Origin of the sequence: Pseudomonas sp. NFACC45, assembly GCF_900113505.1 — a bacterium.
In the GTDB taxonomy this organism is placed as follows: Bacteria; Pseudomonadota; Gammaproteobacteria; order Pseudomonadales; family Pseudomonadaceae; genus Aquipseudomonas; species Aquipseudomonas tehranensis.
Map to the genome: position 1 here is coordinate 472,311 of NZ_FOPO01000001.1, position 25,825 is coordinate 498,135.

The 25,825-nt window shown below is 60.5% G+C and carries 26 protein-coding genes; 13 read left to right on the forward strand and 13 right to left on the reverse strand.

All coding sequences use genetic code 11. The annotated features are described in order from the left end of the window. Positions 1–49 precede the first annotated feature (49 nt). On the reverse strand, positions 50–379 hold the full coding sequence (gene trxA / locus BM132_RS02125) for a thioredoxin TrxA (RefSeq protein ID WP_092452810.1): 330 nt from the start codon (positions 377–379) through the stop codon (positions 50–52). Between the two features lie 121 nt (positions 380–500). Continuing rightward, positions 501–1,208, reverse strand: coding sequence for a FadR/GntR family transcriptional regulator (locus BM132_RS02130; protein ID WP_092452813.1), 708 nt, complete (start codon positions 1,206–1,208; stop codon positions 501–503). Positions 1,209–1,462: 254 nt separating this feature from the next. Between BM132_RS02130 and BM132_RS02135 the strand changes: the two genes are divergently transcribed. From BM132_RS02135 to ppx, 5 genes are all read left to right on the forward strand, one after another. Beyond that, positions 1,463–2,248 carry a transporter substrate-binding domain-containing protein gene (locus BM132_RS02135; RefSeq protein ID WP_092452816.1) on the forward strand — a complete coding sequence of 262 codons (786 nt, stop codon included), beginning with the start codon at positions 1,463–1,465 and terminating at the stop codon, positions 2,246–2,248. 21 nt (positions 2,249–2,269) lie between these two features. Continuing rightward, positions 2,270–2,938, forward strand: a complete 669-nt coding sequence (locus tag BM132_RS02140) for an amino acid ABC transporter permease (protein ID WP_092452819.1) — start codon at positions 2,270–2,272, stop codon at positions 2,936–2,938. Next, positions 2,935–3,585: an amino acid ABC transporter permease gene (locus tag BM132_RS02145; RefSeq protein ID WP_092395173.1), complete on the forward strand. Its 651-nt coding sequence runs from the start codon at positions 2,935–2,937 to the stop codon at positions 3,583–3,585. Before BM132_RS02140 ends, BM132_RS02145 begins: the two co-directional genes overlap by 4 nt. Further along, entirely contained in the window at positions 3,572–4,306 is a 735-nt protein-coding gene (locus BM132_RS02150; protein WP_092452822.1) for an amino acid ABC transporter ATP-binding protein, read from the forward strand. Before BM132_RS02145 ends, BM132_RS02150 begins: the two co-directional genes overlap by 14 nt. A gap of 275 nt (positions 4,307–4,581) precedes the next feature. Continuing rightward, complete coding sequence (ppx, locus tag BM132_RS02155; protein WP_092452825.1) at positions 4,582–6,084, forward strand: exopolyphosphatase; 1,503 nt, start codon at positions 4,582–4,584, stop codon at positions 6,082–6,084. A gap of 191 nt (positions 6,085–6,275) precedes the next feature. Here the strand turns inward: ppx and ppk1 are convergent, their stop codons facing one another. Beyond that, complete coding sequence (ppk1, locus tag BM132_RS02160; RefSeq protein WP_092452828.1) at positions 6,276–8,498, reverse strand: polyphosphate kinase 1; 2,223 nt, start codon at positions 8,496–8,498, stop codon at positions 6,276–6,278. A 17-nt stretch (positions 8,499–8,515) separates the two neighbouring features. Further along, a complete protein-coding gene (gene hemB, locus BM132_RS02165; RefSeq protein ID WP_092452831.1) occupies positions 8,516–9,529 on the reverse strand; it encodes a porphobilinogen synthase in 1,014 nt (337 codons plus the stop codon). Positions 9,530–9,734: 205 nt separating this feature from the next. Here hemB and BM132_RS02170 point away from each other — a divergent pair, with 205 nt between their 5' ends. Continuing rightward, the gene (locus BM132_RS02170) at positions 9,735–10,358 is read left to right on the forward strand and encodes a DedA family protein (protein ID WP_092395159.1); all 624 of its coding nucleotides are present in this window, start codon (positions 9,735–9,737) and stop codon (positions 10,356–10,358) included. Here the strand turns inward: BM132_RS02170 and BM132_RS02175 are convergent. Next, positions 10,339–11,574, reverse strand: a complete 1,236-nt coding sequence (locus BM132_RS02175) for a sterol desaturase family protein (protein ID WP_092452834.1) — start codon at positions 11,572–11,574, stop codon at positions 10,339–10,341. The two genes, BM132_RS02170 and BM132_RS02175, sit on opposite strands and share 20 nt — an antisense overlap. A gap of 123 nt (positions 11,575–11,697) precedes the next feature. Between BM132_RS02175 and elbB the strand changes: the two genes are divergently transcribed. After that, entirely contained in the window at positions 11,698–12,366 is a 669-nt protein-coding gene (gene elbB / locus BM132_RS02180; protein ID WP_092395153.1) for an isoprenoid biosynthesis glyoxalase ElbB, read from the forward strand. A gap of 126 nt (positions 12,367–12,492) precedes the next feature. Here the strand turns inward: elbB and BM132_RS02185 are convergent, their stop codons facing one another. Both BM132_RS02185 and BM132_RS02190 read right to left on the reverse strand, forming a co-directional pair. After that, positions 12,493–12,948: a YaiI/YqxD family protein gene (locus tag BM132_RS02185; protein WP_092395150.1), complete on the reverse strand. Its 456-nt coding sequence runs from the start codon at positions 12,946–12,948 to the stop codon at positions 12,493–12,495. 108 nt (positions 12,949–13,056) lie between these two features. Further along, entirely contained in the window at positions 13,057–14,955 is a 1,899-nt protein-coding gene (locus BM132_RS02190) for an FTR1 family protein (protein ID WP_092452837.1), read from the reverse strand. Positions 14,956–15,267: 312 nt separating this feature from the next. On the opposite strand from BM132_RS02190, the gene BM132_RS02195 reads away from it, so the two are divergent. The 4 genes from BM132_RS02195 (at position 15,268) to BM132_RS02210 (ending at position 18,587) form a co-directional block, all read left to right on the forward strand. Then, positions 15,268–16,665 carry a COG3014 family protein gene (locus tag BM132_RS02195; protein ID WP_092452840.1) on the forward strand — a complete coding sequence of 466 codons (1,398 nt, stop codon included), beginning with the start codon at positions 15,268–15,270 and terminating at the stop codon, positions 16,663–16,665. Positions 16,666–16,683: 18 nt separating this feature from the next. Continuing rightward, positions 16,684–17,055, forward strand: a complete 372-nt coding sequence (locus tag BM132_RS02200) for a YcfL family putative periplasmic lipoprotein (RefSeq protein ID WP_092452843.1) — start codon at positions 16,684–16,686, stop codon at positions 17,053–17,055. 197 nt (positions 17,056–17,252) lie between these two features. Further along, positions 17,253–17,840 carry a penicillin-binding protein activator LpoB gene (gene lpoB / locus BM132_RS02205; protein WP_092452846.1) on the forward strand — a complete coding sequence of 196 codons (588 nt, stop codon included), beginning with the start codon at positions 17,253–17,255 and terminating at the stop codon, positions 17,838–17,840. 3 nt (positions 17,841–17,843) lie between these two features. Further along, entirely contained in the window at positions 17,844–18,587 is a 744-nt protein-coding gene (locus tag BM132_RS02210) for a penicillin-binding protein activator LpoB (protein ID WP_092452849.1), read from the forward strand. Between the two features lie 58 nt (positions 18,588–18,645). Here the strand turns inward: BM132_RS02210 and rhtB are convergent, their stop codons facing one another. The 3 genes from rhtB to BM132_RS02225 all read right to left on the reverse strand — a co-directional run bounded on the left by rhtB (position 18,646) and on the right by BM132_RS02225 (position 21,857). Then, on the reverse strand, positions 18,646–19,278 hold the full coding sequence (gene rhtB, locus BM132_RS02215; protein WP_092395132.1) for a homoserine/homoserine lactone efflux protein: 633 nt from the start codon (positions 19,276–19,278) through the stop codon (positions 18,646–18,648). Positions 19,279–19,365: 87 nt separating this feature from the next. Beyond that, positions 19,366–19,947 carry a mechanosensitive ion channel family protein gene (locus BM132_RS02220; RefSeq protein WP_047226114.1) on the reverse strand — a complete coding sequence of 194 codons (582 nt, stop codon included), beginning with the start codon at positions 19,945–19,947 and terminating at the stop codon, positions 19,366–19,368. Then, positions 19,947–21,857 carry an ATP-binding cassette domain-containing protein gene (locus BM132_RS02225; RefSeq protein WP_092453092.1) on the reverse strand — a complete coding sequence of 637 codons (1,911 nt, stop codon included), beginning with the start codon at positions 21,855–21,857 and terminating at the stop codon, positions 19,947–19,949. The genes BM132_RS02220 and BM132_RS02225 overlap by 1 nt, the downstream gene beginning before the upstream one ends. Before the next feature lie 50 nt (positions 21,858–21,907). Here BM132_RS02225 and BM132_RS02230 point away from each other — a divergent pair, with 50 nt between their 5' ends. After that, positions 21,908–22,372 (forward strand): TIGR02444 family protein, encoded by a 465-nt coding sequence (locus BM132_RS02230; protein WP_092452852.1) that lies wholly within the window; start codon positions 21,908–21,910, stop codon positions 22,370–22,372. On the opposite strand, the gene BM132_RS02235 is transcribed toward BM132_RS02230, so the two are convergent. Beyond that, the gene (locus BM132_RS02235) at positions 22,369–23,499 is read right to left on the reverse strand and encodes an AlgP family protein (protein ID WP_092452855.1); all 1,131 of its coding nucleotides are present in this window, start codon (positions 23,497–23,499) and stop codon (positions 22,369–22,371) included. The genes BM132_RS02230 and BM132_RS02235 overlap by 4 nt on opposite strands. Positions 23,500–23,692: 193 nt before the next feature. Between BM132_RS02235 and BM132_RS02240 the strand changes: the two genes are divergently transcribed. Next, positions 23,693–24,358 carry an FKBP-type peptidyl-prolyl cis-trans isomerase gene (locus BM132_RS02240; RefSeq protein ID WP_092452858.1) on the forward strand — a complete coding sequence of 222 codons (666 nt, stop codon included), beginning with the start codon at positions 23,693–23,695 and terminating at the stop codon, positions 24,356–24,358. 60 nt (positions 24,359–24,418) lie between these two features. On the opposite strand, the gene BM132_RS02245 is transcribed toward BM132_RS02240, so the two are convergent. Together BM132_RS02245 and BM132_RS02250 are read right to left on the reverse strand one after the other, a co-directional pair. Next, on the reverse strand, positions 24,419–24,877 hold the full coding sequence (locus tag BM132_RS02245; protein WP_047226119.1) for an Rsd/AlgQ family anti-sigma factor: 459 nt from the start codon (positions 24,875–24,877) through the stop codon (positions 24,419–24,421). A gap of 178 nt (positions 24,878–25,055) precedes the next feature. Continuing rightward, a complete protein-coding gene (locus BM132_RS02250) occupies positions 25,056–25,598 on the reverse strand; it encodes a disulfide bond formation protein B (RefSeq protein ID WP_092452861.1) in 543 nt (180 codons plus the stop codon). Positions 25,599–25,825 lie beyond the last annotated feature (227 nt).

Genomic DNA, 25,825 nt, shown 5'->3' on the forward strand with positions numbered 1-25,825 from the left:
ACGAAAAAAGCCCCGCGATTAGCGGGGCTTTTTCAGCAGCATTCGGCGCTTAGATGTTGGCGTCGAGGAACGCGGCCAGTTGCGACTTCGACAGCGCACCCACCTTGGTGGCTTCGACGTTGCCGTTCTTGAACAGCATCAGCGTCGGGATACCACGCACGCCATACTTGGGCGGGGTTTCCTGGTTCTCGTCGATGTTCAGCTTGGCCACGGTCAGCTTGCCCTCGTAGGTCTGGGCAATTTCGTCCAGGACCGGCGCGATCATCTTGCACGGACCGCACCACTCAGCCCAATAGTCGACCAGTACCGGGCCTTCGGACTTAAGTACTTCTTCGTCGAAGCTAGCGTCGGTAACGTGTTTGATCAGATCGCTGCTCATTGAAATCTCCGGGATTGTCAGCAAAAAAACGTGGCCCATCATAGCGGCCCTTACCGGGTTCAGGAAGCCGCAGTTGATTGAGTCTCGCTATGGTGTCCGATGTATTTGGGTATGACGCGCCTCATGGAGCAGCCGGGGCCACGAAGGAAATTCCGGTGCGCAGCGCGGCGTTACGCACATGTTCCTGCATGGCTTTTTGCGCGCCAGCCGAAGCACGACGGGCCAGGGCCCGAAGGATCTTGCGATGCTCCTGCCACGTTTCCATCGCCCGTTCCGCTCGGATGAACGGTAGTTTCTGGCTTTCCAGAAAGATGTCGGCGCTGGCGGTGAGAATACTCAGCATCGCCTGGTTACCGCTGGCCTGCAGGATGCGCCGATGGAACTCGAAATCCAGCCGCGCTGCGGCATCGAAATCCCCTGACTTGAGCTCCCGGCGCATGGCCTCGACGTTGTCCTCCAGCGTGTCGAGTTCATCGGCGCTCAGCGTCACCGCCGCCAACCCGGCCGCGAAACCTTCCAGGGCATAACGCAACTGGAAGATATCCACCGGTGAAGCCTGGGCCGCGAACGGCCAGCCCGGGGCCAGTTCGCTGCGCGAAACCTCCACCGAGGACTGCACGAACACACCCTTGCCCGGCTGTACGCTGATGACGCCCAGCGCACTCAACGATGAAAGCGCCTCACGCAACGAGGCTCGACTCACCCCCAGTTGCAGCGCCAGGTCCCGTTGTGACGGCAGCGCATCCCCGGGAGCGAAGCCTTCGTCGACGATCAGTTTACGGATGGCTTGCAGGGCCACTTCGGGAACGGCGCGAGCGATGGAATTCATGATTTTTTCAGATGAACCGGGCCAGTGAACGGCTAGTTGTAAAGCTAAACGCCGCGCCCGGCAAGTCGTGCTCCAGTTGGGTTCGGCGGCAAATACCAACGCCCGATAACGGTGCGAAACGCGGCGCAACTGTTCAGACCAGTAAGACCTCATCCCGCCAGTAAAACCGTGGCTTTGGCAGATTAAAAACCAGCTTGGCATGGCCTGTGCTCTGTCCGAACGCAGAAATCACATCACCGATGCGGAGATTCGCCATGATTAAGCGTTACAGCGCCCTGCTTACCGCCCTGTTCGCCAGCCTGATGCTCACTCATCTGCCCGCTCAAGCAGACGGCCTGGAAGAGGTGGTCAAGCGCGGCACCCTCAAGGTCGCAGTGCCCCAGGACTTCCCACCGTTCGGCTCGGTAGGCCCGGACATGAAACCTCGCGGCCTGGACATCGACACCGCGCAGCTGCTGGCCGACCAACTCAAGGTCAAGCTTGAACTGACCCCCGTCAACAGCACCAACCGCATTCCGTTCCTGACCACCGGCAAGGTCGACCTGGTGATCTCCAGCCTGGGCAAAAACCCCGAGCGTGAAAAAGTCATCGATTTCTCCAGTGCCTACGCGCCGTTCTACCTCGCCGTATTCGGCCCGCCCGACGCCGCCATCAATGGCCTGGAGGACCTCAAGGGCAAGACCATCAGCGTCACCCGTGGCTCCATCGAAGACATCGAGCTGACCAAGGTCGCTCCCCAGGGCGCCACGATCAAGCGCTTTGAAGACAACAACTCGACCATCGCCGCCTATCTGGCCGGTCAGGTGGACCTGATCGCCAGCGGCAACGTGGTCATGGTTGCGATCAGCGAACGCAACCCCAAGCGCGTCCCGGCGCTGAAAGTCAAACTCAAGGATTCGCCAGTGTATGTGGGCGTGAACAAGAACGAGCCGGCGCTGTTGGACAAGGTCAACCAGATCCTGGCCACTGCCAAAACCGATGGCAGCCTGGAGAAAAACTCCCAGACTTGGCTCAAACAGCCGCTGCCAGCCGATCTCTGACCGTCGCTTGAGAGGTTGAGCATGGCTTATCAGTTCGATTTTATGCCGGTGGTGCAGAACACCGAGCTACTGCTGCGCGGTGCCTTGTTCACCTTGGAGTTGACGGCCATCGGCGCGCTGCTCGGGGTTGGCCTGGGCATCGTCGGGGCCGTGGTGCGGGCGTGGCATATTCGTCCGTTCGCGGCGATCTTCGGCGTGTACGTGGAGCTGATCCGCAACACGCCATTCCTGGTGCAGCTGTTTTTCATTTTCTTCGGCCTGCCGTCCCTGGGTTTGCAGATATCCGAATGGCAGGCAGCGGTACTGGCCATGGTGATCAACCTCGGCGCCTACTCCACCGAGATCATCCGCGCCGGCATCCAGGCCATCCCGCGCGGGCAACTGGAAGCCGCCGCGGCCCTGGCGATGAGCCGTTTCGAAGCTTTCCGTCATGTGGTGCTGCTGCCGGCGCTGGGCAAGGTCTGGCCAGCCCTGAGCAGCCAGATCATCATCGTGATGCTCGGCTCGGCGGTCTGCTCGCAGATCGCTACCGAAGAGCTGAGCTTTGCCGCCAACTTCATTCAGTCGCGTAATTTCCGCGCGTTCGAGACCTATGCACTGACCACGCTGATCTACTTGTGCATGGCGCTGTTGATCCGCCAGTTCCTCAACTGGGTGGGGCGCCGCTACATTGCCAGGAGTAGCCAATGAGCGATTTCACTTTCTGGGACGTGGTGCGCAACCTGCTCACGGGCCTGCAATGGACCCTGGCCTTGTCGCTGGTGGCGTTTATCGGGGGCGGCGTGATCGGCTTGCTGGTGATGGTGCTGCGCATTTCCAAAAGCGCCCTGCCCCGCAACATTGCCCGTACTTACATCGAGCTGTTCCAGGGCACGCCGCTGTTGATGCAGCTGTTTCTGGTGTTCTTCGGCGTAGCCCTGGCCGGGGTGGAGATTTCCCCGTGGATGGCCGCGGCGATTGCCTTGACGCTGTTTACCAGCGCCTACCTGGCGGAGATCTGGCGCGGTTGTGTCGACTCGATTTCCAACGGCCAATGGGAAGCCTCGGCGAGCCTGGCCCTCAGCCCGCTGGAGCAGTTGCGCTACGTGATCCTGCCCCAGGCCTTGCGCATCGCCGTGGCCCCGACCGTGGGCTTTTCCGTGCAGGTGGTCAAAGGCACAGCCGTGACTTCGATCATTGGCTTTACCGAACTGACCAAAACCGGCGGCATGCTCGCCAACGCCACGTTCGAGCCGTTCATGGTGTATGGCCTGGTGGCCCTCGGTTACTTCCTGCTTTGCTACCCCTTGTCCCTCAGTGCGCGCTACCTGGAAAGGAGACTGCATGCCTCTGCTTAGAATTTCCGCCCTGCATAAATACTACGGCGATCACCACGTGCTTAAAGGCATCGACCTGAGCGTCGAGGAGGGCCAGGTCGTGGCGATCATCGGCCGCAGCGGTTCGGGCAAATCCACCCTGTTGCGCACCCTCAATGGTTTGGAGTCGATCAACGACGGCGTGATTGAAGTCGACGGTGAATACCTCGACGCCGCCCGCGCCGACCTGCGCAGCCTGCGGCAGAAAGTCGGGATGGTGTTCCAGCAATTCAACCTGTTCCCGCACCTGACCGTCGGTGAGAACGTGATGCTCGCGCCGCAGGTTGTTCAAAAAGTACCCAAGGCCAAAGCGGCTGAACTGGCACGCCAGATGCTGGAGCGAGTCGGACTCGGGGAGAAATTCGACGCCTTCCCGGACCGCCTGTCCGGCGGCCAGCAACAGAGGGTCGCCATCGCCCGCGCCCTGGCGATGTCGCCAAAGGTGCTGCTGTGCGACGAAATCACCTCCGCCCTGGACCCGGAACTGGTCAATGAAGTGCTCGGCGTGGTGCGCCAACTGGCCAAGGACGGCATGACCCTGATCATGGTCACCCACGAAATGCGCTTTGCCCGGGAAGTCGGGGACAAACTGGTGTTCATGCACCAAGGCAAGGTGCATGAGGTGGGGGATCCCAAGGTGTTGTTCGCCGATCCGCAGACGGCGGAGCTGGCGAACTTTATCGGCACAGTGGAGCCGGCCTGATCCTCACGGCTAAAGAGCCTCCTGTGGCGAGGGCGCTTGCTCCCGCCGGGTTTGTAGGTGCTGCCGAGCGAAGCGAGGCTGCGATCTTTCCCCTGCCAATTGAGTCTGGAGCGAAAGATCAAAAGATCGCAGGCTTCGCCAGCTCCTACAGAGGCGCGGGAGCAAGCGCCCTCGCCACACTGAACTGCTCTGGCTCAAGGGTTTGGTTCAGGTGCGTTGGCGTAAGCGGTTGATCGTGGCAGGATGGCGAGGTTATCGACCGAGACTTTTTGACCATGCCGCCATCCCAAGCCAAGAATCTGTCCCTGATCGCTGCCATAGACCTGGGCTCCAACAGCTTCCACATGGTCGTTGCCAAGGCCCAGAACGGGGAAATCCGAATTCTTGAGCGGCTCGGCGAGAAGGTCCAGCTGGCCGCCGGCATCGACGAAGAGCGCCAACTGAGCGAAGAATCCATCCAGCGCGGGCTCGATTGCCTCAAGCGGTTCGCCCAACTGATCAACGGCATGCCCCTGGGCGCGGTGCGGATCGTGGGCACCAACGCATTGCGCGAGGCGCGCAACCGGGGCGAATTCATCCACCGCGCCGAAGAGATCCTCGGCCATCCGGTGGAAGTCATTTCCGGGCGTGAAGAGGCCCGTCTGATCTACCTCGGCGTCTCCCATACGCTGGCCGACACCCCGGGCAAACGCCTGGTGGCGGACATCGGGGGCGGCAGTACCGAATTCATCATTGGCCAGCGCTTCGAGCCTCTGCTGCGCGAAAGCCTGCAAATGGGTTGTGTCAGCTACACCCAGCGTTATTTCCGCGACGGCAAGATCACTCCGGCGCGCTACGCCCAGGCCTATACGGCGGCGCGCCTGGAAATCATGAGCATCGAACATGCCTTGCACCGCCTGACCTGGGATGAAGCCATCGGCTCCTCAGGCACCATTCGCGCCATTGGCCTGGCCCTCAAGGCCGGCGGCCATGGCACTGGCGAGGTCAACGCCGAAGGCCTGGCCTGGCTCAAGCGCAGGGTGTTCAAGCTCGGCGACTCGGACAAAATCGATTTCGAAGGCATCAAGCCCGACCGCCGGGCGATTTTCCCGGCGGGCCTGGCGATCCTCGAAGCGATTTTCGACGCCCTCGAACTGCAACGCATGGACCACTGCGAGGGCGCCCTGCGCGAAGGCGTGCTCTATGACCTACTCGGGCGCCATCACCATGAAGACGTCCGTGAGCGCACCCTGGGCTCGCTCATGGAGCGTTACCACGTCGATCAGGAACAGGCCGCACGGGTCGAGCGCAAGGCGCTGCACGCTTTCGACCAGGTGGCCGACGATTGGGACCTGAACGACGGGGTCTGGCGCGAACTGCTGGGCTGGGCCGCCAAGGTGCATGAGGTGGGCCTGGACATCGCCCACTATCACTACCACAAGCACGGCGCCTATTTGATCGAACATTCGGACCTGGCGGGCTTCTCCCGCGAAGACCAGCAGATGCTCGCGCTATTGGTGCGTGGACACCGGCGCAATATTCCCAAGGATAAATTCGCTGAGTTCGGTAATGACGGCATCAAGCTGATTCGTCTGTGCGTGCTGCTGCGCTTTGCGATTCTGTTCCACCACATCCGCGGTACCCAGGAAATGCCCCAGGTGGTCCTGCGCGCCGATGGAGCTGAGCTGGATGTGTTGTTTCCCGAAGGCTGGCTGCAAGAGAACCAACTGACCCAGGCTGACTTCGCCCAGGAAGCCGAATGGCTCACCCGGGTCGGGATTGCGCTGAACATCCACTGATTGTTTGCTGCAGTGACTGCAATCCCGCTGGATCCGTAGGAGCTGTCGAGCGAAGCGAGGCTGCGATCTTTTCCTGACGTTTGAATATCAAGCGAAAATCAAAAGATCGCAGCCTCGCTTCGCTCGACAGCTCCTACGGGCTCAGAGAGAGCAAGCCCATTTGCCACAAAAGCCGAGCCTGCCTCCCCCTCTTAACGAACCGTCAGCAACGGGCTGCCCAAGCGCTCCAGCAATGTCGCCTGGGCGCTGCGTGCATTCTGGTTGCCGGTCGGCGTGTTGCGGATGTAGCGACCGTCCGATTGCAGGCTCCAGCTGTGGGTGTTGTCGGTGAGGTAGCTTTCCAGCTCCTTCTTGACCCGCAGGATCAGCTTCTTGCCTTCCACCGGGAAGCAGGTCTCGACGCGCTTGTCGAGGTTGCGCTCCATCCAGTCGGCGCTGGACAGGAACATCTGCTCCTCCCCACCGTTGAGGAAGTAGAACACCCGCGTATGTTCCAGGAAGCGGCCGATGATCGAGCGCACGTGGATGTTATGGGAAACCCCCGGGATACCCGGCCGCAGGCAGCACATGCCGCGCACCACCAGGTCGATGCGCACGCCCGACTGGCTGGCCTTGTACAACGCACGGATGATCTTCGGATCGGTCAGCGAGTTGAATTTGGCGATGATGTGCGCCGGTTTACCGTCCAGGGCGAACTGCGTCTCCCGAGCGATCATGTCGAGCATGCCCTTCTTCAAAGTGAAGGGAGCGTGCAGCAGTTTTTTCATGCGCAGGGTCTTGCCCATGCCGATCAACTGACTGAACAGTTTGCCGACGTCTTCGCACAAGGCATCGTCGGAGGTCAGAAGGCTGTAGTCGGTGTACAGACGGGCGTTGGCGGCGTGATAGTTGCCGGTGCCCAAGTGGGCGTAACGCACGATTTCGCCGGCCTCGCGCCGCAGGATCAGCATCATCTTGGCGTGGGTCTTGAAGCCGACCACACCATAAATCACCACCGCACCGGCCGCTTGCAGACGACTGGCCAGTTGCAGGTTGGACTCTTCATCGAAGCGCGCCCGCAACTCGATCACCGCCGTGACCTCTTTGCCGTTACGCGCTGCGTCCACCAGGGCGTCGACGATTTCCGAGTTGGCGCCGCTGCGATACAGGGTCTGGCGCACCGCCAATACGTGGGGATCCTTGGCTGCCTGGCGCAGCAGGTCGACCACCGGCGTGAACGACTCGAAAGGGTGCAGCAGCAGGATGTCCTGCTTGCTGATCACGCTGAAGATGTTCTCGCTGTTTTGCAGCAACTTCGGGATCTGCGGCGTGAACGGTAAATATTGCAGTTCCGGATGGCTGTCCAGACCGGTGATGCTGAACAGTCGGGTCAGGTTGACCGGGCCATTGACCTGATACAGCTCAGTCTCATGCAGGTTGAACTGTTTGAGCAGGTAGTCGGACAGGTGTTTGGGGCACGTGTCGGCGACTTCCAGGCGCACCGCGTCGCCGTAGCGGCGCGAGAACAGCTCGCCGCGCAGGGCGCGGGCCAGGTCTTCGACGTCTTCGGTGTCTACCGACAGGTCGGCGTTGCGGGTCAGGCGGAACTGGTAGCAACCCTTCACCTTCATGCCCTGGAACAGGTCATCGGCATGGGCGTGGATCATCGACGACAGGAACACATAATTGTCACCGGGGCCGCCGACGTCTTCCGGCACACGAATGATGCGCGGCAGCAGACGCGGCGCGGGGATGATCGCCAGGCCGGAGTCGCGACCGAAGGCGTCGATACCTTCAAGCTCGACAATGAAGTTCAGGCTCTTGTTGACCAGCAGCGGGAACGGGTGCGTCGGGTCGAGGCCGATCGGGGTGATGATCGGTGCGATCTCGTCGCGGAAATAGCGGCGAACCCAGGTCTTGAGCTTGGTGTTCCAGTTGCGCCGACGAATGAAGCGAACCTGATGTTTTTCCAGCTCGGGCAACAGAATGTCATTGAGAATCGCGTACTGGCGGTCCACGTGACCATGGACCAGCTCACTGATCCGTGCCAGGGCCTGATGCGGTTGCAAACCGTCGGCACCGGCCTGCTCGCGGGCAAAGGTAATTTGCTTCTTCAGGCCGGCGACGCGGATTTCGAAGAACTCGTCCAGGTTGCTGGAAAAGATCAGCAGGAACTTGAGCCGCTCCAGCAGCGGGTAGGACTCGTCCAGCGCCTGCTCCAGCACGCGGATGTTGAACTGCAGTTGCGACAGCTCGCGATGGATGTACAGGCTGCTGTCATCCAGGTTGGGAATGACAATCGCAGGCGCCACGGGGGCATCGGGCACCACCGGCGGCGTAGGCACAGCCTCATGCTCCGGCGGTGTTTCGGCGACCTGCTCGACCACGGGCTGAGCGTCTTTTACGGCAACTTCAGAAAGTCCTTCGGTATTCATCGCAAGTTCCTGGGAGGCTATTTCTGCTCTCGTAACAATTGGGCGGCGCGCACAGCAAAGTAAGTCAGGATGCCATCAGCTCCTGCACGTTTGAAAGCGGTCAAGGACTCAAGGATCACGCCTTCGCCCAACCAGCCGTTCTGGATGGCCGCCATGTGCATGGCGTACTCGCCGCTGACCTGATAGACAAAGGTCGGGACTTTGAATTCGTCTTTGACCCGGCAAAGAATGTCGAGGTAAGGCATGCCCGGCTTGACCATCACCATATCAGCCCCTTCTGACAAGTCCGCCGCCACTTCGTGCAAGGCTTCCTCGCTGTTGGCCGGGTCCATCTGATAAGAGGCCTTGTTGGCCTTGCCCAGGTTCAGCGCCGAGCCGACCGCATCACGGAACGGGCCGTAATAGGCACTGGCGTACTTGGCCGAGTAGGCCATGATCCGCACATTGACATGACCGGCCATCTCCAGCGCTTCACGGATCGCCTGGATCCGGCCATCCATCATGTCCGACGGCGCCACCACCTGAGCACCGGCCTCGGCATGAGACAACGCCTGCCGGACCAGGGCATCGACGGTAATGTCGTTCTGCACATAGCCTTCTTCATCGAGAATGCCGTCCTGCCCATGCGTAGTGAACGGGTCCAGCGCCACATCGGTGATCACACCCAGCTCCGGGAAACGGGCACGCAGGGCACGGGTCGCGCGCTGGGCGATGCCATCGGGGTTCCAGGCTTCGGCGGCGTCCAGGGACTTGAGCTCGGCAGGCGTGACCGGAAACAGCGCCAGCGCCGGAATGCCCAACTCGACCCACTGGGCGGCTTCTTCGAGCAACAGGTCGATGGTCAGGCGCTCTACCCCGGGCATCGATGCCACGGCCTCGCGACGGTTCTCACCGTCCAGCACGAACACCGGCAGGATCAGGTCATCGGTGGTCAGCACGTTTTCACGTACCAGCCGACGAGAGAACTCATCACGGCGATTGCGACGCAGACGGGTAGCGGGGAACAGACGATTGGCGGGGGTAAAGCTCACGGCAGACTCCTGAGCCCGCGCTGACGGGCGAGCGTGACAGTTATAGACGGCCATTATGACGAACAGATGACAGATATGTGCACCTGCGTCTCGTCGTCGCAGTCATTGTCGTTGCAGGAAATGTTCACGTCGAGACACATCTCGATACTTTCCTGAATGTGCCTGAAGGGGTAGGCTGCGCGTTCATTTCGCCAGCACCCAGACAATGCTCCAGCAATTTCTCCATGACTTCGGCTACCTGGCCTTGTTTATTGGCACGTTCTTCGAAGGCGAAACCATCCTCGTGCTCGCAGGCTTCCTGGCGTTCCGTGGCTACATGGACATCAATCTGGTGGTGGTGGTGGCGTTTTGCGGCAGCTACGCGGGCGATCAATTGTGGTATTTCATGGGGCGCAAGCACGGCCGCAGGCTACTGGCGCGAAAACCTCGCTGGCAGTTGATGGGCGATCGGGCGCTGGAACACATTCGCCGGCATCCGGACATCTGGGTCCTGAGTTTTCGCTTCGTCTACGGCTTGCGCACAGTAATGCCGGTGGCCATCGGGCTGTCAGGCTATCCACCGGGCCGCTATCTGTTGCTCAATGGCATCGGCGCGGCGATCTGGGCCACTGCCCTGGCCGCCGCCGCGTACCACTTCGGCGCGGTGCTCGAAGGCATGCTGGGCAGCATCAAGAAATATGAATTGTGGGTACTCGGTGCCCTGCTGGTGCTGGGGCTGTGCCTGTGGCTGCGTCGGCGTATCAAGAATGCACGCCTGGCCAGGAAAGTCCTCGAAGCCGAACGGCTGGAACAAGCCAGGCCCCACGAGCCTACGACGCCAACCGAGTGACTCGACTGCGACAGCAATACAGCCCGATGCCACTGAGCAGGCTGTAGCTGAGCAACCCGACCCAGGCCACGGGGCTTGCCGGCCACAACCCCGCCAGCGGCGCCAGCCACACCAGGGGTAAATTCAGGACCAGCCGTAACAGCTCCAGCCTCAGGGCCCACGGGCGATTCTCCAGGGCCACGCCCAAGACAAACAAACCCAGCGCCACCGCGCCCCAACCCAACACCAAGGCAGCAACCGACAGGCTGCTCTCCAGGTTCATCAAGTAACTGCCCAACGCAATGTAGGTACAGAACTGCAACGCCACGTACCACTGCTGGCGGCCGTCCAGCGGCACCTCGAATTTGCGGAACTGACTCAGGTCCGGTTTGCTCAGTGGGTATCGCGCCGCCACGTCCGCCGGCCGCCAACCGGTGGGCATAAACCAGATCCGCAGCTTGTCTGGCCAGCGCTCTGCCCGTCGCGCATCCGCCCACAATTGCGCATAGAACTGCAGGTTGGCCCACAACGGATTCCAGCTCGCCAGCGGCGTGGTCACGCCAAAAATCACCGGTTCGTTATCGTCTTCTTCCTGAAAGGTGCGAAACAGACGGTCCCAAATAATGAACACCCCGCCGTAATTGCGATCCATGTAAAGAGGGTTCTGTGCATGGTGGGCGCGATGATTGGACGGCGTGACGAAACACCACTCCAGCCAGCCGAGCTTGGGGATGTGTTGGGTGTGGACCCAGAACTGATACAGCAGATTCAACGCCGCCACGCTGATGAACACCACCAGCGGCACGCCGGCCACAGCCAGCGGCAAGTAGAAAACCCAGCTCAACACAAACCCGGTACTGGTCTGACGCAACGCAGTGGAGAGGTTGTAGTCCTCGCTCTGATGATGCACCGAATGGGCCGCCCAGAGGATGTTGCGCTCATGGCCCATGCGGTGCAGCCAGTAATAACAGAAGTCATAGAACACGAAAGCAAATACCCAGACCCAGGCCTGGTCGGCAGACAAGTGGATAACGGCCAGATGTTCCAAGGCAAACGCGTAGGTCACCCACCCCACGCCCTTGGTCAGCAAACCGGTGGTGGTGGAGAGCACGCCGGTGCTCAGGCTGTTGATGGCGTCTGCCACGCGGTAGTGGCTCACACCCCGCCAGCGATCGGCCAGCAACTCCACGGCAATCAGCACAAAGAAAAACGGCACGGCATACAGAATGAAATTCATGACGCAACCCGAGCAGACAAAGCAGGGAGATAGTCGGCAGATTAGGTGTAGCTGCTCGATAACCCTATGGCAACGAGTGACAAATTAGTGGACATTTAACGCCATGAATCTGGAGAAAAGCCCATGAGCAAAAAAGTTGCAGTGATCCTTTCCGGCTGTGGCGTGTATGACGGTGCAGAGATCCACGAAAGCGTGATCACCTTGCTGCGCCTCGACCAGCGCGGCGCACAGGTGCAGTGTTTCGCCCCCGACATCGCGCAGTTGCAGGTCATCAATCACCTGACCGGCGAGCAAATGCCCGAGAGCCGCAACGTTTTGGTGGAGTCCGCCCGGATCGCCCGGGGCAACGTAAAGGATTTGCGCGAAGCCAACGTTGAGGACTTCGACGCGCTGATCGTGCCTGGCGGTTTCGGCGCGGCGAAGAACCTGTCCAACTTTGCCGTCGAAGGCGCGGGTTGCACCGTCCAGCCGCAGGTTCTGGCGCTGACCGAAGCCTTTGCCGAAGCGGGAAAACCGGTGGGGCTGATCTGCATCTCCCCGGCCCTGGCGGCAAAAATCTATGGTCCGGGGGTGACCTGCACCATTGGCACAGATACCGACACTGCCGCCGCCGTAACCAAAATGGGCGGCATCCACGAAGACTGCGCAGTCACCGATATCGTCGAAGACACTGCGCGCAAGCTGGTCAGTACTCCGGCCTACATGCTGGCGCAGAACATCAGTGAAGCGGCTTCGGGGATCAACAAACTGGTGGACCGGGTATTGGAGTTGACTCACGAAAACGATGAGTAACCGCAACACCGCCCACCCCATGTGGGAGCGAGCCTGCTCGCGATAGCGTCGGTTCAATTGGCATATCTATTGGCTGACACACCGCCATCGCGAGCAAGCTCGCTCCCACAGGGGTGCGGGCAAGAATCAGGAGGTTCGAGCCAACCGCGTCAGTATCCGATCCAGCGCATTGGCGAACCCCTGCTTGTCCCGCTCGCTGTACGCTGCCGGCCCGCCGCCCACGTGGCCCTGCTCACGCAAGTCGGTGAACAGGTTGCGCACCGCCAGCCGATCGCCCATGTTCTGCGCATCGAACTCCTTGCCCCGCGGATCCAGTGCCGCAACCCCCTTCTTCACCAGCCGGTCAGCCAACGGTACGTCGCTGCAGATCACCAGCTCACCCGGTACGGCATGCTCCACCAGGTAATCGTCCGCCGCGTCAGGCCCGCTGGGCACCACGATCAACTTCACGCAGGCCAAGGCCGGCTTGATCTGCGGTTGGCCGGCCACCAGCACCACTTCGAAGCGACGTTTCAAAGCGAACTTGACCACCAGTTCCTTCGCGGCCTTGGGACAGGCGTCGGCGTCGATCCATACACGCATTGAGTTTTTCCTCTAATTGAAAGCATCGCGGGCAAGCCTTGCTCCCACAGGCGGATACTGACTGTGGGAGCATGGCTTGCCCGCGATTATGAGCGCAGCGAAGGCTGTTCAGGAAACCTGGACCCTACGCTTCTCCGCCACCCAACTGCGCCCGTACAACACCACAATCGCCGCGATCGCCACCACTTGGGCGGCCAAGGAATAAGCATCGGCATGAATGCCCAGCCAATCGAAATCGAAGAACGCCACCGGACGGGTTCCGAAAATCCCGGCCTCTTGCAGCGCCTTCACGCCATGACCGGCGAAAACCACCGACAGCGCGCAGAGCAGGCCGGCATTGATGCTGAAAAACAGCGCCAGAGGCAGTTTTGCCGAGCCGCGCAGAATCACCCAGGCCAATCCGACCAACAGCACCAGCGCCGTGGCACCGCCCGCTAACACGGCATCATGCCCGGCGGGGCCGGCTTGCAGCCACAGTGTTTCGTAGAACAGGATCACTTCGAACAGCTCGCGATAGACCGAGAAAAACGCCAGGATCGCAAAACCAAAACGTCCGCCGCCGCCCACCAGACTGCTCTTGATGTAATCCTGCCAGGCCGCCGCGTGACGCCGATCGTGCATCCACACTCCCAGCCACAGCACCATCACGCTGGCAAACAACGCCGTTGCGCCTTCGAGCAATTCGCGCTGGGCGCCGCTGACATCAATCACATAGGCGGCCAGCCCCCAGGTCGCCAGGCCAGCCAGTAACGCCAGCCCCCAACCGACGTTGACGCTGCGAACCGCTGACTGTTGACCGGTATTGCGCAGGAACGCCAGGATCGCCGCCAGCACCAGAATCGCTTCCAGCCCTTCGCGCAACAGAATCAGCAAGCCCGAGATGTAGCTCAGCGACCAGCTCAAACCGTCGCCACCCAGCAACCCCGCCGACTCCGTCAGCTTGGCCTTGGCCGCGTCCAGGCGCTGTACGGCCTGCTCGACCGGCAAGCCATCCTGCAAGGACTGACGATAGGCCATCAGCGCCTTTTCAGTGTCCTTGCGCACATTGGCATCGACGTTATCGAGCGAACTTTCCACCAGTTCGAAGCCTTCTAGATAAGCCGCTACCGACAAGTCATAGGCTTGGTCGTGATCACCGGCGCGATACGCCGCGATGCTCTTGTCCAGGGTGCTGGTGGTGTAGTCGAGCAACTGCGCCGGGCCACGCTGCACCTGTGGCGGCTGAGCACGCTGGGCGCGAAAGGTGGCAGCCGCTTCAGGGCCCTGCGCCGCGAGGATTTCGGCCGGAGTCTGGCGCGCCAGATCAGCGAGGTTGAAGGTCTGTGCGCTTTTAGCGGTCGCCGGATCGGCGCTGAAGCTGGCGATGTACGTCGCCAGGTCCCAGCGTTGACGATCGTCGAGCTGATCCGCGAAGGCCGGCATGTCGGTGCCTTCAACGCCCATGCCAAGCGTGTTGTAGATCGCGTAGAGACTCAGATGATCCAGCCGCGCCCCATCGCGCAGGTTGGCGGGCGCAGGTTCCAGACCGACACCGGCTGGACCGTCGCCTGCTCCACTGTCACCGTGGCACACCGAGCAATTCTGCGCATACAGTGGCGCTCCGCGGGCCGGGTCCGGGGTGATGACCGGCGCCTGACTGACCTCATACGCCACCGCCAGTCTGGCCCCCAGTTGCCGCGCCAGGCGAGCGACCTCATCGCCATCCTGATGCCCGGTGATGGCGCTGCGCAAGGCGCCGACGCCTTGTGTCAGTTCTGCTTTCTCAGGTTTGGCTGGCAGCGCAACGATCAGCCCTTCCAGAAGCTGGGTAAATTCCAGTTGCTCACGGTATTCAGACTCGTCAACAACCTTGCCCGCCTGCACTGTCGCCGGATAATCCGCCCCAATGTAATCCAGTAAATGCAGCGCCTGGGGGGCGCCCTCAAGGGTCTCGGCCAACAGATTGGCGCTGCACAGGGCAAACAACGGCAGTGCAAGCCAGGCCAGAAAACGGTACGGGGCAGACATGAATGACTCTCAGTTGGAAATAAGAAGTAACACATTGTTCACTTCCAATGACCTGGGCTCAAGGGCTGATGTGTTTCAGGAGCAGATTTCATCGGATCTTCACGCTTTGGAAGTGATGTCACAAAAACTGCATTACGAGATTAAAAAGCCATTACATAGCGAACGGCCATGTTTATAATCGCGCCGCCCTCTTATTGTTCGATGGCATAAAAGCTCCTCCGGTTATGAGGAACCGACAGCGCCCGGCGCTCGTCCGTGGATCGTCCCAGCCCGACCCGCCCCCCCGGCTGATACCTCAGGGAAGAAGTATTCATGGCATCCCGTGCCGCTCTTTCGATCGCCCTCGGTGCGATCACCTTGTTGTCTGGCTGCTCTGCGTTTCGCAACTACGACAGCGAATTGGCCCAGACCAATCAGCAACTGGCTTCCGGCAACGTCGACGCGGCGTTAACCCTGCTGGAGAAGAACAACACCAGCCAAGACAAAGACCTGCTGTATTTCTTCGAAAAAGGTGAGCTGTTGCGTGCCAAGGGCGATCTGCCCGGCAGCCAGGCGGCTTGGACCAACGCTGACCAGCAAGTGGGCCAGTGGGAAGATGCGGTCAAGCTCGACACAGGCAAGTATCTCGCCCAGTTCGGCAGTTTTCTGGTCAACGATAAAGTTCGGCGCTACGAAGGCTATGACTACGAAAAGGTCATGCTCACCACGCAGATGGCCCTGAACCTGCTGGCCGTGAACGACTTCGACGGCGCGCGGATGCAGATCAAGAAAACCCACGAGCGCGAAGCGGTAATTGCCGACCTGCGGGACAAGGAATACCTCAAGCGTGAGGAAGACGCCGAGAAGCAAGGGGTCAAGACCGAGTACAAGGACCTGCAGGGCTACCCGGTGGCCAGCCTCGACGCGCCGGAAGTGGTCAGCCTGAAAAACAGCTATCAAAGCGCGTTCAGCCATTACCTGGCCGGGTTCGTCTATGAAGCCTTGGGCGAAAAAGACCTGGCCGCGCCGGGCTATCGCAAAGCCGCCGAACTGCGTCCGAACACGCCTTTGCTGGAGCAGGCACTGATCAATCTCGACAAGCCTGCCGACAAGAAGGATGAAAGCGACATCCTGATTGTGGTGCAGAGCGGCCTGGCGCCATCCCGGGACTCGATCCGCATTCCCCTGCCCTTGCCCATCAGCGGCAATGTAGTGATCACGCCACTTTCATTCCCCCTGATCAAACCTGATACCTCCACCGCCATGTTCACCCAAATCGGTGTCGACGGCCGTCAATTGGACCTGACCCAGCTCAACAGCACCACAGCCATGTCCCGCCGCGCCCTGCGTGACGACATGCCCGGCATCATCCTGCGCACGACCGTGCGTGCGATCACCCGTGGCGTGGCGCAAAAACAGATCAACGAAACCAACCCCCTGGCCGGCCTCGCGGTGGGCCTTACCTCGGCCGTGCTCGAAGGCGCGGACACCCGAACCTGGCGCACCCTGCCGGACTACACCCAGGTGGTGCGTCTGCGCCTGAAAAAAGGTGAACACCAGGTCACCTTGCCGAGTGCAGTAGGCGGTTCGGTGGTCAAGGTCACCGTCGATCAGCGCTACCAGGTCATCAGCCTGCGGGCGGTGGGCAATCAGGTCTTCGCCGGCGGCTTGGCCGCCCAAGTGATCCCAAGCACCCACCCGACCGCCGTCGCCAGCATCAAGCAACCTTAAGAACGGAGTCTTGTTCAAATGCGTTTAAAACTGATCGCCGTCGGTGTCCTGGCCTTGCTGGCCGGTTGCGCCACCCCACCGCCGCCGGAGCCGGGCAGCGCCGCCAGCAAAGTCGTGGCCATGGGCAAACAGAAAAACATCGTGGTCGGCGCCATGCGCGTAGCCCGGGAAAACGGCTACATGACCGTCAATGTGCAGTTGAGCAACACCAGCTTCAACAACAAGACGATGTACTACCGCTTTGCCTGGCTGGGGCCGGAAGGCTTTCCGATCGCCGAGCCAGAAACCTGGAAAAGCCTGACGCTGTACGGCGAACAAACCAGTTTCCTGCCGGCCATTGCACCGACACCCAAGGCTGTGGATTTCCGATTGGAAATCAATACGCCTTGAGCCACGCACCGCTGGGCCATAGGAGCTGATGTAGGAGCTGACGAGTGCAACGAGGCTGCGATCTTGTCCTAGACAATTGAGTCGCAAGCGAAAAATCAAAAGATCGCAGCCTTCGGCAGCTCCTACAGTGCGCAGCCCAAAGGGGATAAATCCCCTCGCCACAAAAACCCTTTATGCAGCAATTTGAGAGTCCCCACATGTTCCTACGCATCTCTTCCCTCGCTCTGGCCGCCCTGCTGGTCAGCGGCTGCGCCAACAACTCTCCAGTCCTGGGCAACAAGAACATCAGCTACGGCGACACCAAGGCCGTGGAAACCGTGACCAACGAATTCGGTTCCACCGACCTGCAAATGATCGCCGAATCCATGACCCGCTCCCTGGCCCAGTCCGGCATTTTGCAGGGCCGCCCGGTGGTTCAGGTCTATGACGTGAAGAACAAGACCAGCGAGTACATCGACACCCGCGAGATCACCACCAGCATCAAGACCCAATTGATGAAGACCGGTGCGGCGCGGTTCGCCAGCGACAACAACGCCATGGACAGCCAGGTCGACCAGCTCAAGCTGCAAAACCAGAGCGGCCTGTACAAGAAAAGCACCGTGGCCAAGACCGGCAACATGATCGCCGCCAAATACCGCCTCGAAGGCTCCATCAGCTCGATCGTCAAGCGCAGCAGCGACTACAAGGACGTCTTCTACAAATTCAGCCTGCAATTGATCGACGTCGAAAGCGGTCTGGCCGAGTGGATGGACGAGAAAGAAATCCGCAAGACCACGGAGCGCTAAGCCATGCGCACATGGATTGGCATCATGGCCCTGGCCTGCGCGTTCAGCGCGCAGGCGGCCCCGAAAGTCGCGGTCACTGACCTCGCGTACCAACAACGGGTGGAGGAATACATCCACACCGTTTCGGCCCAGAGTAACTTCCAGGCGAACCCTTACAGCGCCAGCGCTTCGTCGAGCTACGACGAGATGGAAGCCACCACCAGCTACATCGAGCAGGGCGAGCTGCGCAAGTTCACTGGCGACATCAAGGGCGAAATCCTGCGCAGCGGGATGTTCCAGCTCGTGCAAGGCACGCCCCACACCGCTTCGTCCACGGGCGACGTCTATGACGTGATCAAGCGAATCAAGGCCGGGCATTTCAAGGGCGCCGATTACGTGCTGTTCGGCACCGTATCGGACATCGACTTCACCCGCGACATCAATGAACTGGCCAATACCAGCAGCTACTCGGCGGTGCTCGCCTTGACCCTGGTGGCGGACTTCAGCCTGATCAACACCAAGACCTACGAAATCACCTCGGCCTTTACCGCCATGGGTGAAGGCCAGGACACCAAGCTGTTGAACCACCGGGACGTGCGCATCAACCTCAACCGCCCGCGGGTCGTGCGCGAGGTGTCCAAGGCCCTGGGTGAGGACGTGGCACGGCAACTGAGCGAACAACTCGGTGGGCCGAACTACGAACAAGCCGGCGAGCCGGCACCGCGCAACAACCTGCCACGGGATACCGCGCCGGTTATTTTGCGCTAAGCGGTTCAGCGATTATTGTGTGGCGAGGGAATTTCCCCGCCACATCAGAACAGTCTGGTTACACCGAGGCTTTGCGAATCGTCGCCAGCAACCCCGCCGCACCAATGAACAACCCGGCAAAGGTGCGATTCATTCGACGCTGCTGTTTCGGAGTGCGCAGCAGGCGCAGGACTTTGGATGCCAGCCCGGTGTACCCGGCCATGACGATGAGGTCGACGCAAACCATGGTCACGCCCAGGATCAGGTATTGCTTGATCAGCGGGGCATGGGGGTCGATGAATTGAGGCAACACCGCAAGCATGAACACCAATGCCTTGGGGTTGCTGATGTTGACCAGAAAACCGCGAAACACCAGCGCCAAAGGCTTGCCGATAGGCCGCACCGCCGCGTCATCACTGAGATCGCCTGGGATGGCTCGCCACTGCTTGACGCCCAGATAAACCAGATAGGCCACGCCAAACCATTTGATCGCATAAAACGCGGTCGCCGATGCGGTGAGGATCGCGCCGACACCGGCGGCGACAATCACGATTTGCAACGCCAGGCCCAATTGCAGGCCCAGGGCATTCCAGTAGCCGCGCCAGAAACCGTATTGCAGACCGCTGGACATCGATGCGATGGCACCGGCGCCCGGCGAAAGACTGATCACCCAGCAAGCGGCGAAAAACGCCAGCCATGTTTCCAGCAGCATTGCACACCTCGGCTCAGATTCGTTGAAGTCACTAAGCTAATGCGCCGCCGGACGGTTGACCACAGATATTTAATGATCGAGACCCGCTTACTCGACGAACCCGCCGACCGGAAACGCCTCGTTGCCGCGCCAGCGTCGAACTGAACGCTGGAAGAACAGGCTGTTGGGCACTTGCACCATGGAACTGCCCGTGCCGAGCTCCTCGGGTTCGATCAGGGTGGTGTAAAGCAGGTTGATGGCCACCACCCGCCCCTTGATGCCGGGCTTGTCGGTGGACTCCACCAGCTCAACCACATCGCCCAGACGAAACGGCCCGACGGTGTAGATCAGGATGGCGCACAACAGATTCGACAGCACGCTCCAGATGGCGAAGAACGCCACCGCCGCCACCGCGACGAACCCCGACAGCGCGGTCCACAGCACCGTGGCCGAGACGCCCAGGCGTTCGAGCACCACCAGCACCGCGCTGCCCATGATCAGCCAGCGCAGCACACCCCGCAGGATGATCACCAACTGGGACGGTAATGGGTAGCGCTCGGCAAGACCCGTGAGGGCCCGCGCCACGCAACGCTGTGCGATGTAGCCGGCCAGCAGGATCAGCAGTATTTGCACACCGAGCCAGATCGGCTCGACCCACATGACGGGTATAGGCAGGGCCAAGGCTTCCATCAGGACAGTGCCTCCAGCTCCGCTTGCAGGTTTTCCAGCAGTTCCAGGGCTTGCATCCACGCCTCCTCAAGCTCCGCTTCCCGAACCTTCAGCCTGGCCTGTTCGGCCAGCAGATCGCGCAACTCATCCTTGCGCGCCGCTTCGTAGAGACCGCTGTCGCCGAGGCTGGTTTCGATCTTTTGCAGTTTTTCATGCAGCTTGCCCAGTTCGACTTCGAGCTTGTCGGCCTCGCGCTTGTGAGGCGCCAACTGCTGGCGCAATGCGGCGGCGGCCTGGCGCTGGGCTTTCTTGTCGGTCTTGTCCGGGTTCACCGGCGTGGTGCTGACCGGGGCGTTGCGCTGACGGTACTCCACCAGCCAGCGCGCGTAATCTTCCAGGTCACCGTCGAACTCTTCGACCTTGCCGTCGGCCACCAGGAAGAAATTATCCGTGGTGCTCTTGAGCAAATGCCGATCGTGAGACACCACCAGCACCGCGCCGCTGAATTCCTGCAAAGCCATGGTGAGAGCCAGGCGCATTTCCAGATCGAGGTGGTTGGTCGGTTCGTCGAGCAGCAACAGGTTCGGTCGGCCCCAGGCGATCAATGCCAGCGCCAGGCGGGCCTTTTCGCCGCCGGAAAAATTCAGCACCGGCTCGTCGATGCGTGCACCGCGAAAGTCGAAACCACCGAGGAAATCACGCAGGGTCTGCTCGCGCTCGTTCGGTGCCAGACGCTGCAAATGCAGCAGCGGGCTGGCCTTGGCGTCGAGAGAATCGAGCTGATGTTGGGCGAAGTAACCGACCACGGTGTTCTCGCCCCGGGTCAGACGCCCGGCCAGGGGTTCGAGCTCGCCGGAGAGGTTTTTGATCAGGGTCGACTTACCGGCACCGTTCGGGCCCAACAGGCCAATGCGCGCGCCAGGGGTCAGTTGTAGCTTGACCTTTTCCAGCACGGTTTTGTCGCCATAACCCAGGCGCGCATCCGACAGGTCGATCAGCGGGCTGGAAATCTTGGTCGATTCGCGGAAAACAAAATCAAACGGTGAATCGACGTGGGCCGCGGACAGTTCTTCCATCCGCTCCAGTGCCTTGATCCGGCTCTGGGCCTGACGGGCCTTGGTGGCCTGGGCCTTGAAGCGGGCGATGTAGCTTTCCATGTGCGCACGTTGCGCCTGCTGCTTCTCGTAGGCCTGCTGTTGCTGGGCCAGACGTTCGGCACGGGCCCGCTCGAATGCGCTGTAGCCGCCACGGTACAAGGTGAGCTTACGCTGGTCGACATGGGCGACATGATCCACCACCGCGTCGAGGAAATCGCGGTCATGGGAAATCAGCAGAAGTGTGCCGGGATAGCTCTTGAGCCAGTCTTCGAGCCAGATGATGGCGTCGAGGTCCAGGTGGTTGGTGGGCTCATCGAGCAGCAGCAGGTCCGAGGGGCACATCAGGGCCTGAGCCAGGTTCAAGCGCATCCGCCAGCCACCGGAGAAGGCCCCGACCTCACGGTCCATCTGCTCATTGGTAAAGCCAAGGCCTGCCAGCAGTTTGCGTGCGCGGGCATCGGCGGTGTAGCCGTCGGCGCTGTCGAGCTCCGCGTGCAGACGGGCCTGGGCGGCGCCGTCGTGGGCCGCCTCGGCCGCCGCCAGGTCGCGCTGGACCTGACGAAGGCGCAGGTCGCCGTCCAACACATAGTCCACCGCCAGGCGCTCAAGGGTGTCGACCTCCTGGCGCATGTGGGCGATACGCCAATCGGCGGGCAGCAGGCAATCACCCGAGTCCGGGTGCAGTTCACCTCGAAGCAGGGCGAACAGGCTCGATTTGCCAGCGCCGTTGGCACCGATGAGGCCAGCTTTGTGGCCGGCGTGCAGGGTCAGCTCGGCGTCTTCTAGCAGACGTTGCGGGCCACGCTGTAAAGTCAGGTTCTGAAGTCGAATCATAATGGCGGCGGAGTCTACCAGCTTCGCTTGCAACTGGCGCGAGTAGCACGATGTCCTCTGATCTATGGAGCTTTTCCCTCGACCTCTACGCCAAGCCTGGCGTGGAGCAAGCCTGTCTGACGCTACAGAGCGCCGGCGCCAATGTCTGCCTGCTGCTTTGCGGGCTATGGCTGGAACAGCGCGGGGTTGCCTGCACTGAACAAAGACTGCAACAACTTCAGCAATGGGTCGGGCCTTGGGACACGGACGTCGTACAGCCCTTGCGCACGCTTCGTAGCCAATGGAAAGTCCGCGCCCTTCAAGACACGGCACTCGATAGCCTGCGCGAGCAGGTCAAGCGACTGGAACTGGAAGCCGAGCGAAGATTGCTGGAGCGACTGGAGACTGCGACCAAGGACTGGCCTGGGGAACAACCTAAAGATTCAGCGCAATGGCTGCAAGGATTAGTGGCGGGCTCCGACCAAGGGAACCGCGACGCGCTGCATCAGCTGCGCGTCGCGGCGTCCGGCACTTAGGAAGCGCGGGTTGGGGTGTTGCTGCTCGGTGCCGGGGTGGCGCTCGGGCTCAGCGCCGGGGTCACAGTGCTGGCGGTTGGCGCAGGGGTCGCTGCAGGAGCCGGAGTCGATGTCGCAGGCTTGGCCGCCGGAGCAGTCGAAGGTTTTGCGGCAGCAGGCTTTTTCACGGCGGGTTTCGCAGCAGGTTTCGCAGCGGGCTTGGCCACAGGCTTGGCGGCGGCAGGCTTGGTGGCGGGTTTGGCAGCAGCCGGTTTGGCAGCCGGTTTAGCCGCAGCTTTGGCGGGTGCTTTGACAGCGGCTGGCTTGGCAGCCGGTTTAGCTGCAACTTTAGCGGGCGCTTTGGCAGCGGCGGGCTTGGCAGCCGCCGTTTTTGTAGCAGTTGGCTTGGCAGCCGGTTTAGCCGCGGAGGGTTTTGTCGCTGCGGGTTTGGCGGCGGCGGTTTTAGCGGCTGGTTTGGCGACGCTCTTGGCAACAGGTTTAGCGGCTGGCTTGGCAGCCACTTTGGCCGCCGGCTTGGCGACAGCTTTGACTGCAGTTGCTTTCGCAGCGGGTTTGGCAGCGCTGGCAGCAACCGGTTTTTTCGCAGCCGGTTTAGCAGCTGGTTTGCTCGCTGCTTTGGCCGGCGCTTTTGCGGCCGGTTTGGCAGCTACTTTGGTCGGTGTTTTTGTCGCGACCGGTTTAGCGGCCGGTTTTCTGGCCGATACAGCGGCAGCGGCAGGCTTGGCAGCACGAAGGCTCAATGCTTTGCCCACGGCTTCTTGCACACGACCGACGCCTTGGGCCAGTTTCAGGCTTTCCTGGGCATCACGCTTGAGTTGCAGAATATAGGCGCGGGTTTCGGACTGACGATCCTTCAAGGCATCGAGCAGGTCTTCGAGTTCCTTCACAGCCTCTTTGGCCTTGGCTTGTGCCTTGGCCTTGCCAGCGGTGGCTGCGTCTTGCAGTTTGGTCCGCGACTTGTGCAGTTTTTCCTGCGCTTTGCCGCGTTGTTTTTCCAGTTTGGCGAGCAGTTTTTCAGCATCAGCCAGGGCTTGGGAGCAGGCGTTTTCCAGATGCTCGAGCAGACTGCCCGAAAGTTGTTGGAGCAAGTGCAACGGAGTGTTTACTGGCTTCTTGGTGGCCGACATGGTTTACCTCCTGACTGACGTGAGTGCGGCTCATACTAGACCTCTGCTGCAACCGCCGCTAGGGCATGTTGACAGTACACAAGACGTTGCGTTGCAAGGTACGAAAAATCTTCTACCCCACTGCCGGGGCAAACCAGCTTTGCAGATATCGGCACTGGCATAATCCCCTCGATTCGAGGCCGGAGAACACTACATGTCGCGTCACTTGTTTTTATTCCTGTGCATGGTTTGCTCCATGGCTCAGGCCGCAGAAAAAACCAGCGCAAACGACGCTCATGACCTGGCGTACAGCCTGGGGGCAAGCCTGGGTGAACGTCTGCGCCAGGATGTGCCCGACCTGCAGATCCAGGCGTTGGTCGAGGGTCTGCAACAGGCCTATCTGGGCAAACCGCTGGCCCTGAAGGATGAGCGCATCGAACAGATACTGGCCGACCATCAGGCACGGCTGACGTCGTCACCGGCGACGCCGCAAATCGAAGCGGCACTGAAAACCGAGCAGAAATTTCTTGATGAGGAAAAAGCCCGGCCCGGCGCGCAACAGCTGGCAGATGGCATTCTGCTGACCGAACTCAAACCCGGCCATGGCGCCAAGGCCGGCCCTCACGGCAAGGTCCAGGTGTTGTATGTCGGTCGATTGCCAGACGGCACCGTATTTGATTCCAACGGACAAGCGCAGTGGTTCAGTCTCGACAGCGTGATTGACGGTTGGCGCAGTGCATTGCCACAAATGCCGGTAGGCGCAAAATGGCGATTGGTAATTCCTTCGACCCTGGCCTACGGTGCCGAAGGAGCCGGGGATGTCATCCCCCCGTTCACGCCGCTGGTGTTTGAAATCGAGTTACTGGGCGCGACGACCTGAAGCTGACTCCAAAAAAAACGGTGCGCAATGCGCACCGTTTTTTTGATTCTGCAAAAGACCTCAAGCCTGGGCCGGCGCTTCTTCCTTGTGGGAGTTGTGCAGCACTTCGATCAGGCAGTCTTCCAGTTCGAAACGCTCGTGCAGCAAGCCACCCAGTTCCTTGAATTTTTCCGCTACGCATTTGCCTTCATCACACAGGTCATTGAAGGCCAGCAGTTTTTCGGTGATGACGTCGATACGCGGGTAGATTTGCTCGGCGAGCTCCAGGCCACGCTTATCGTTGAAGGCCTTGGCCTCGCTCGTCAGTTGTTCGTATATCTCGAAATGACCGGCAGACACGTAGTCGACCAGCACACCGCAGAACTCCTGCAACGGCTTGCGGCTTTCACTCAGCGCTTCAGGCCTGTCGCCGAGAGCATCATAGGCCCGAACCAGTTCGTGACGCTCCTGCAACCAGCGGTCGATCAGCAGATGCACCCCACCCCAGCGTTCCTGAGCATTCTGACAACTTTCGAGCATGGTGATTTCTTCCCTTGTGAGTCATGCCCCTCGCAGCCTGCGCACCGCCTGAAATGATCAGGGACAAGGCCAGACACAACATGATCGAGCGGCATAAATCCGATAACACGTGCGGGCCAGATTATGCCCGCACGACAACCGCTTCAAGGTACGCAGGAGATAAAGTTCATACAAGTGTTTAATCCATGACCCGGACCAGTTGCGACGTTGTGCCGCTGAGCGGTCGTATCAGGGCGTTCCAGACAAGGCGCAGCAGCAGATAGGACATCACAAAAGACACGGCGAGAAAAAACAACAGGCTCCATTCGGGAAGACTCAGATCGAACAGGGTCCATGTGATGCTCGCGCAGTCGATCGCACCCTCGAGTACACGATGTACAGCGCCCCACCACGAACTCACTGCCTTGAGGTGATCGATACAATCGGGCAACTGCTTCAGCGAATCGCCTTGCACCAGAACCTGACGCCACGCCAACGTCAACCCGCTCGACGCGAAAACCAGCCCCATCGCCCCGTAGAAGATGCTGCCCTTCTGAGCGGGACCATGCAGGCATGCGGCGAGACAGTTCATCAAAAACAGCATCAGGCACAACCGTTGCAAAACACATAGGCTGCAAGGCGTCAGACCTACCGCATATTCAAGGTAACTGGCGATACCAAAAACCAGAGCGGCGGCGATGAAAGCCATGAAAAACAAGAAGCGTGAGCAAGCCAAAGACATGGCAGTTCCGTAACAGAAGAGACAGGCTGTTACGGTAGAGGAAAGCCCGCCGGCCTTTCAAGGCGGGGCCGTGCAGACACTTCACCAGGGGTGTAGGGAATTCCCGACAAGCAAGAGAAGATTAAGCGCAGTTTGCTGTAGGACTTTACCGAAGGCATTGGTAACGCCTTTAGGGGCGTCAATAAACACGTGGCGAGGGAGCTTGCTCCCTCGCCACGATGATTCAT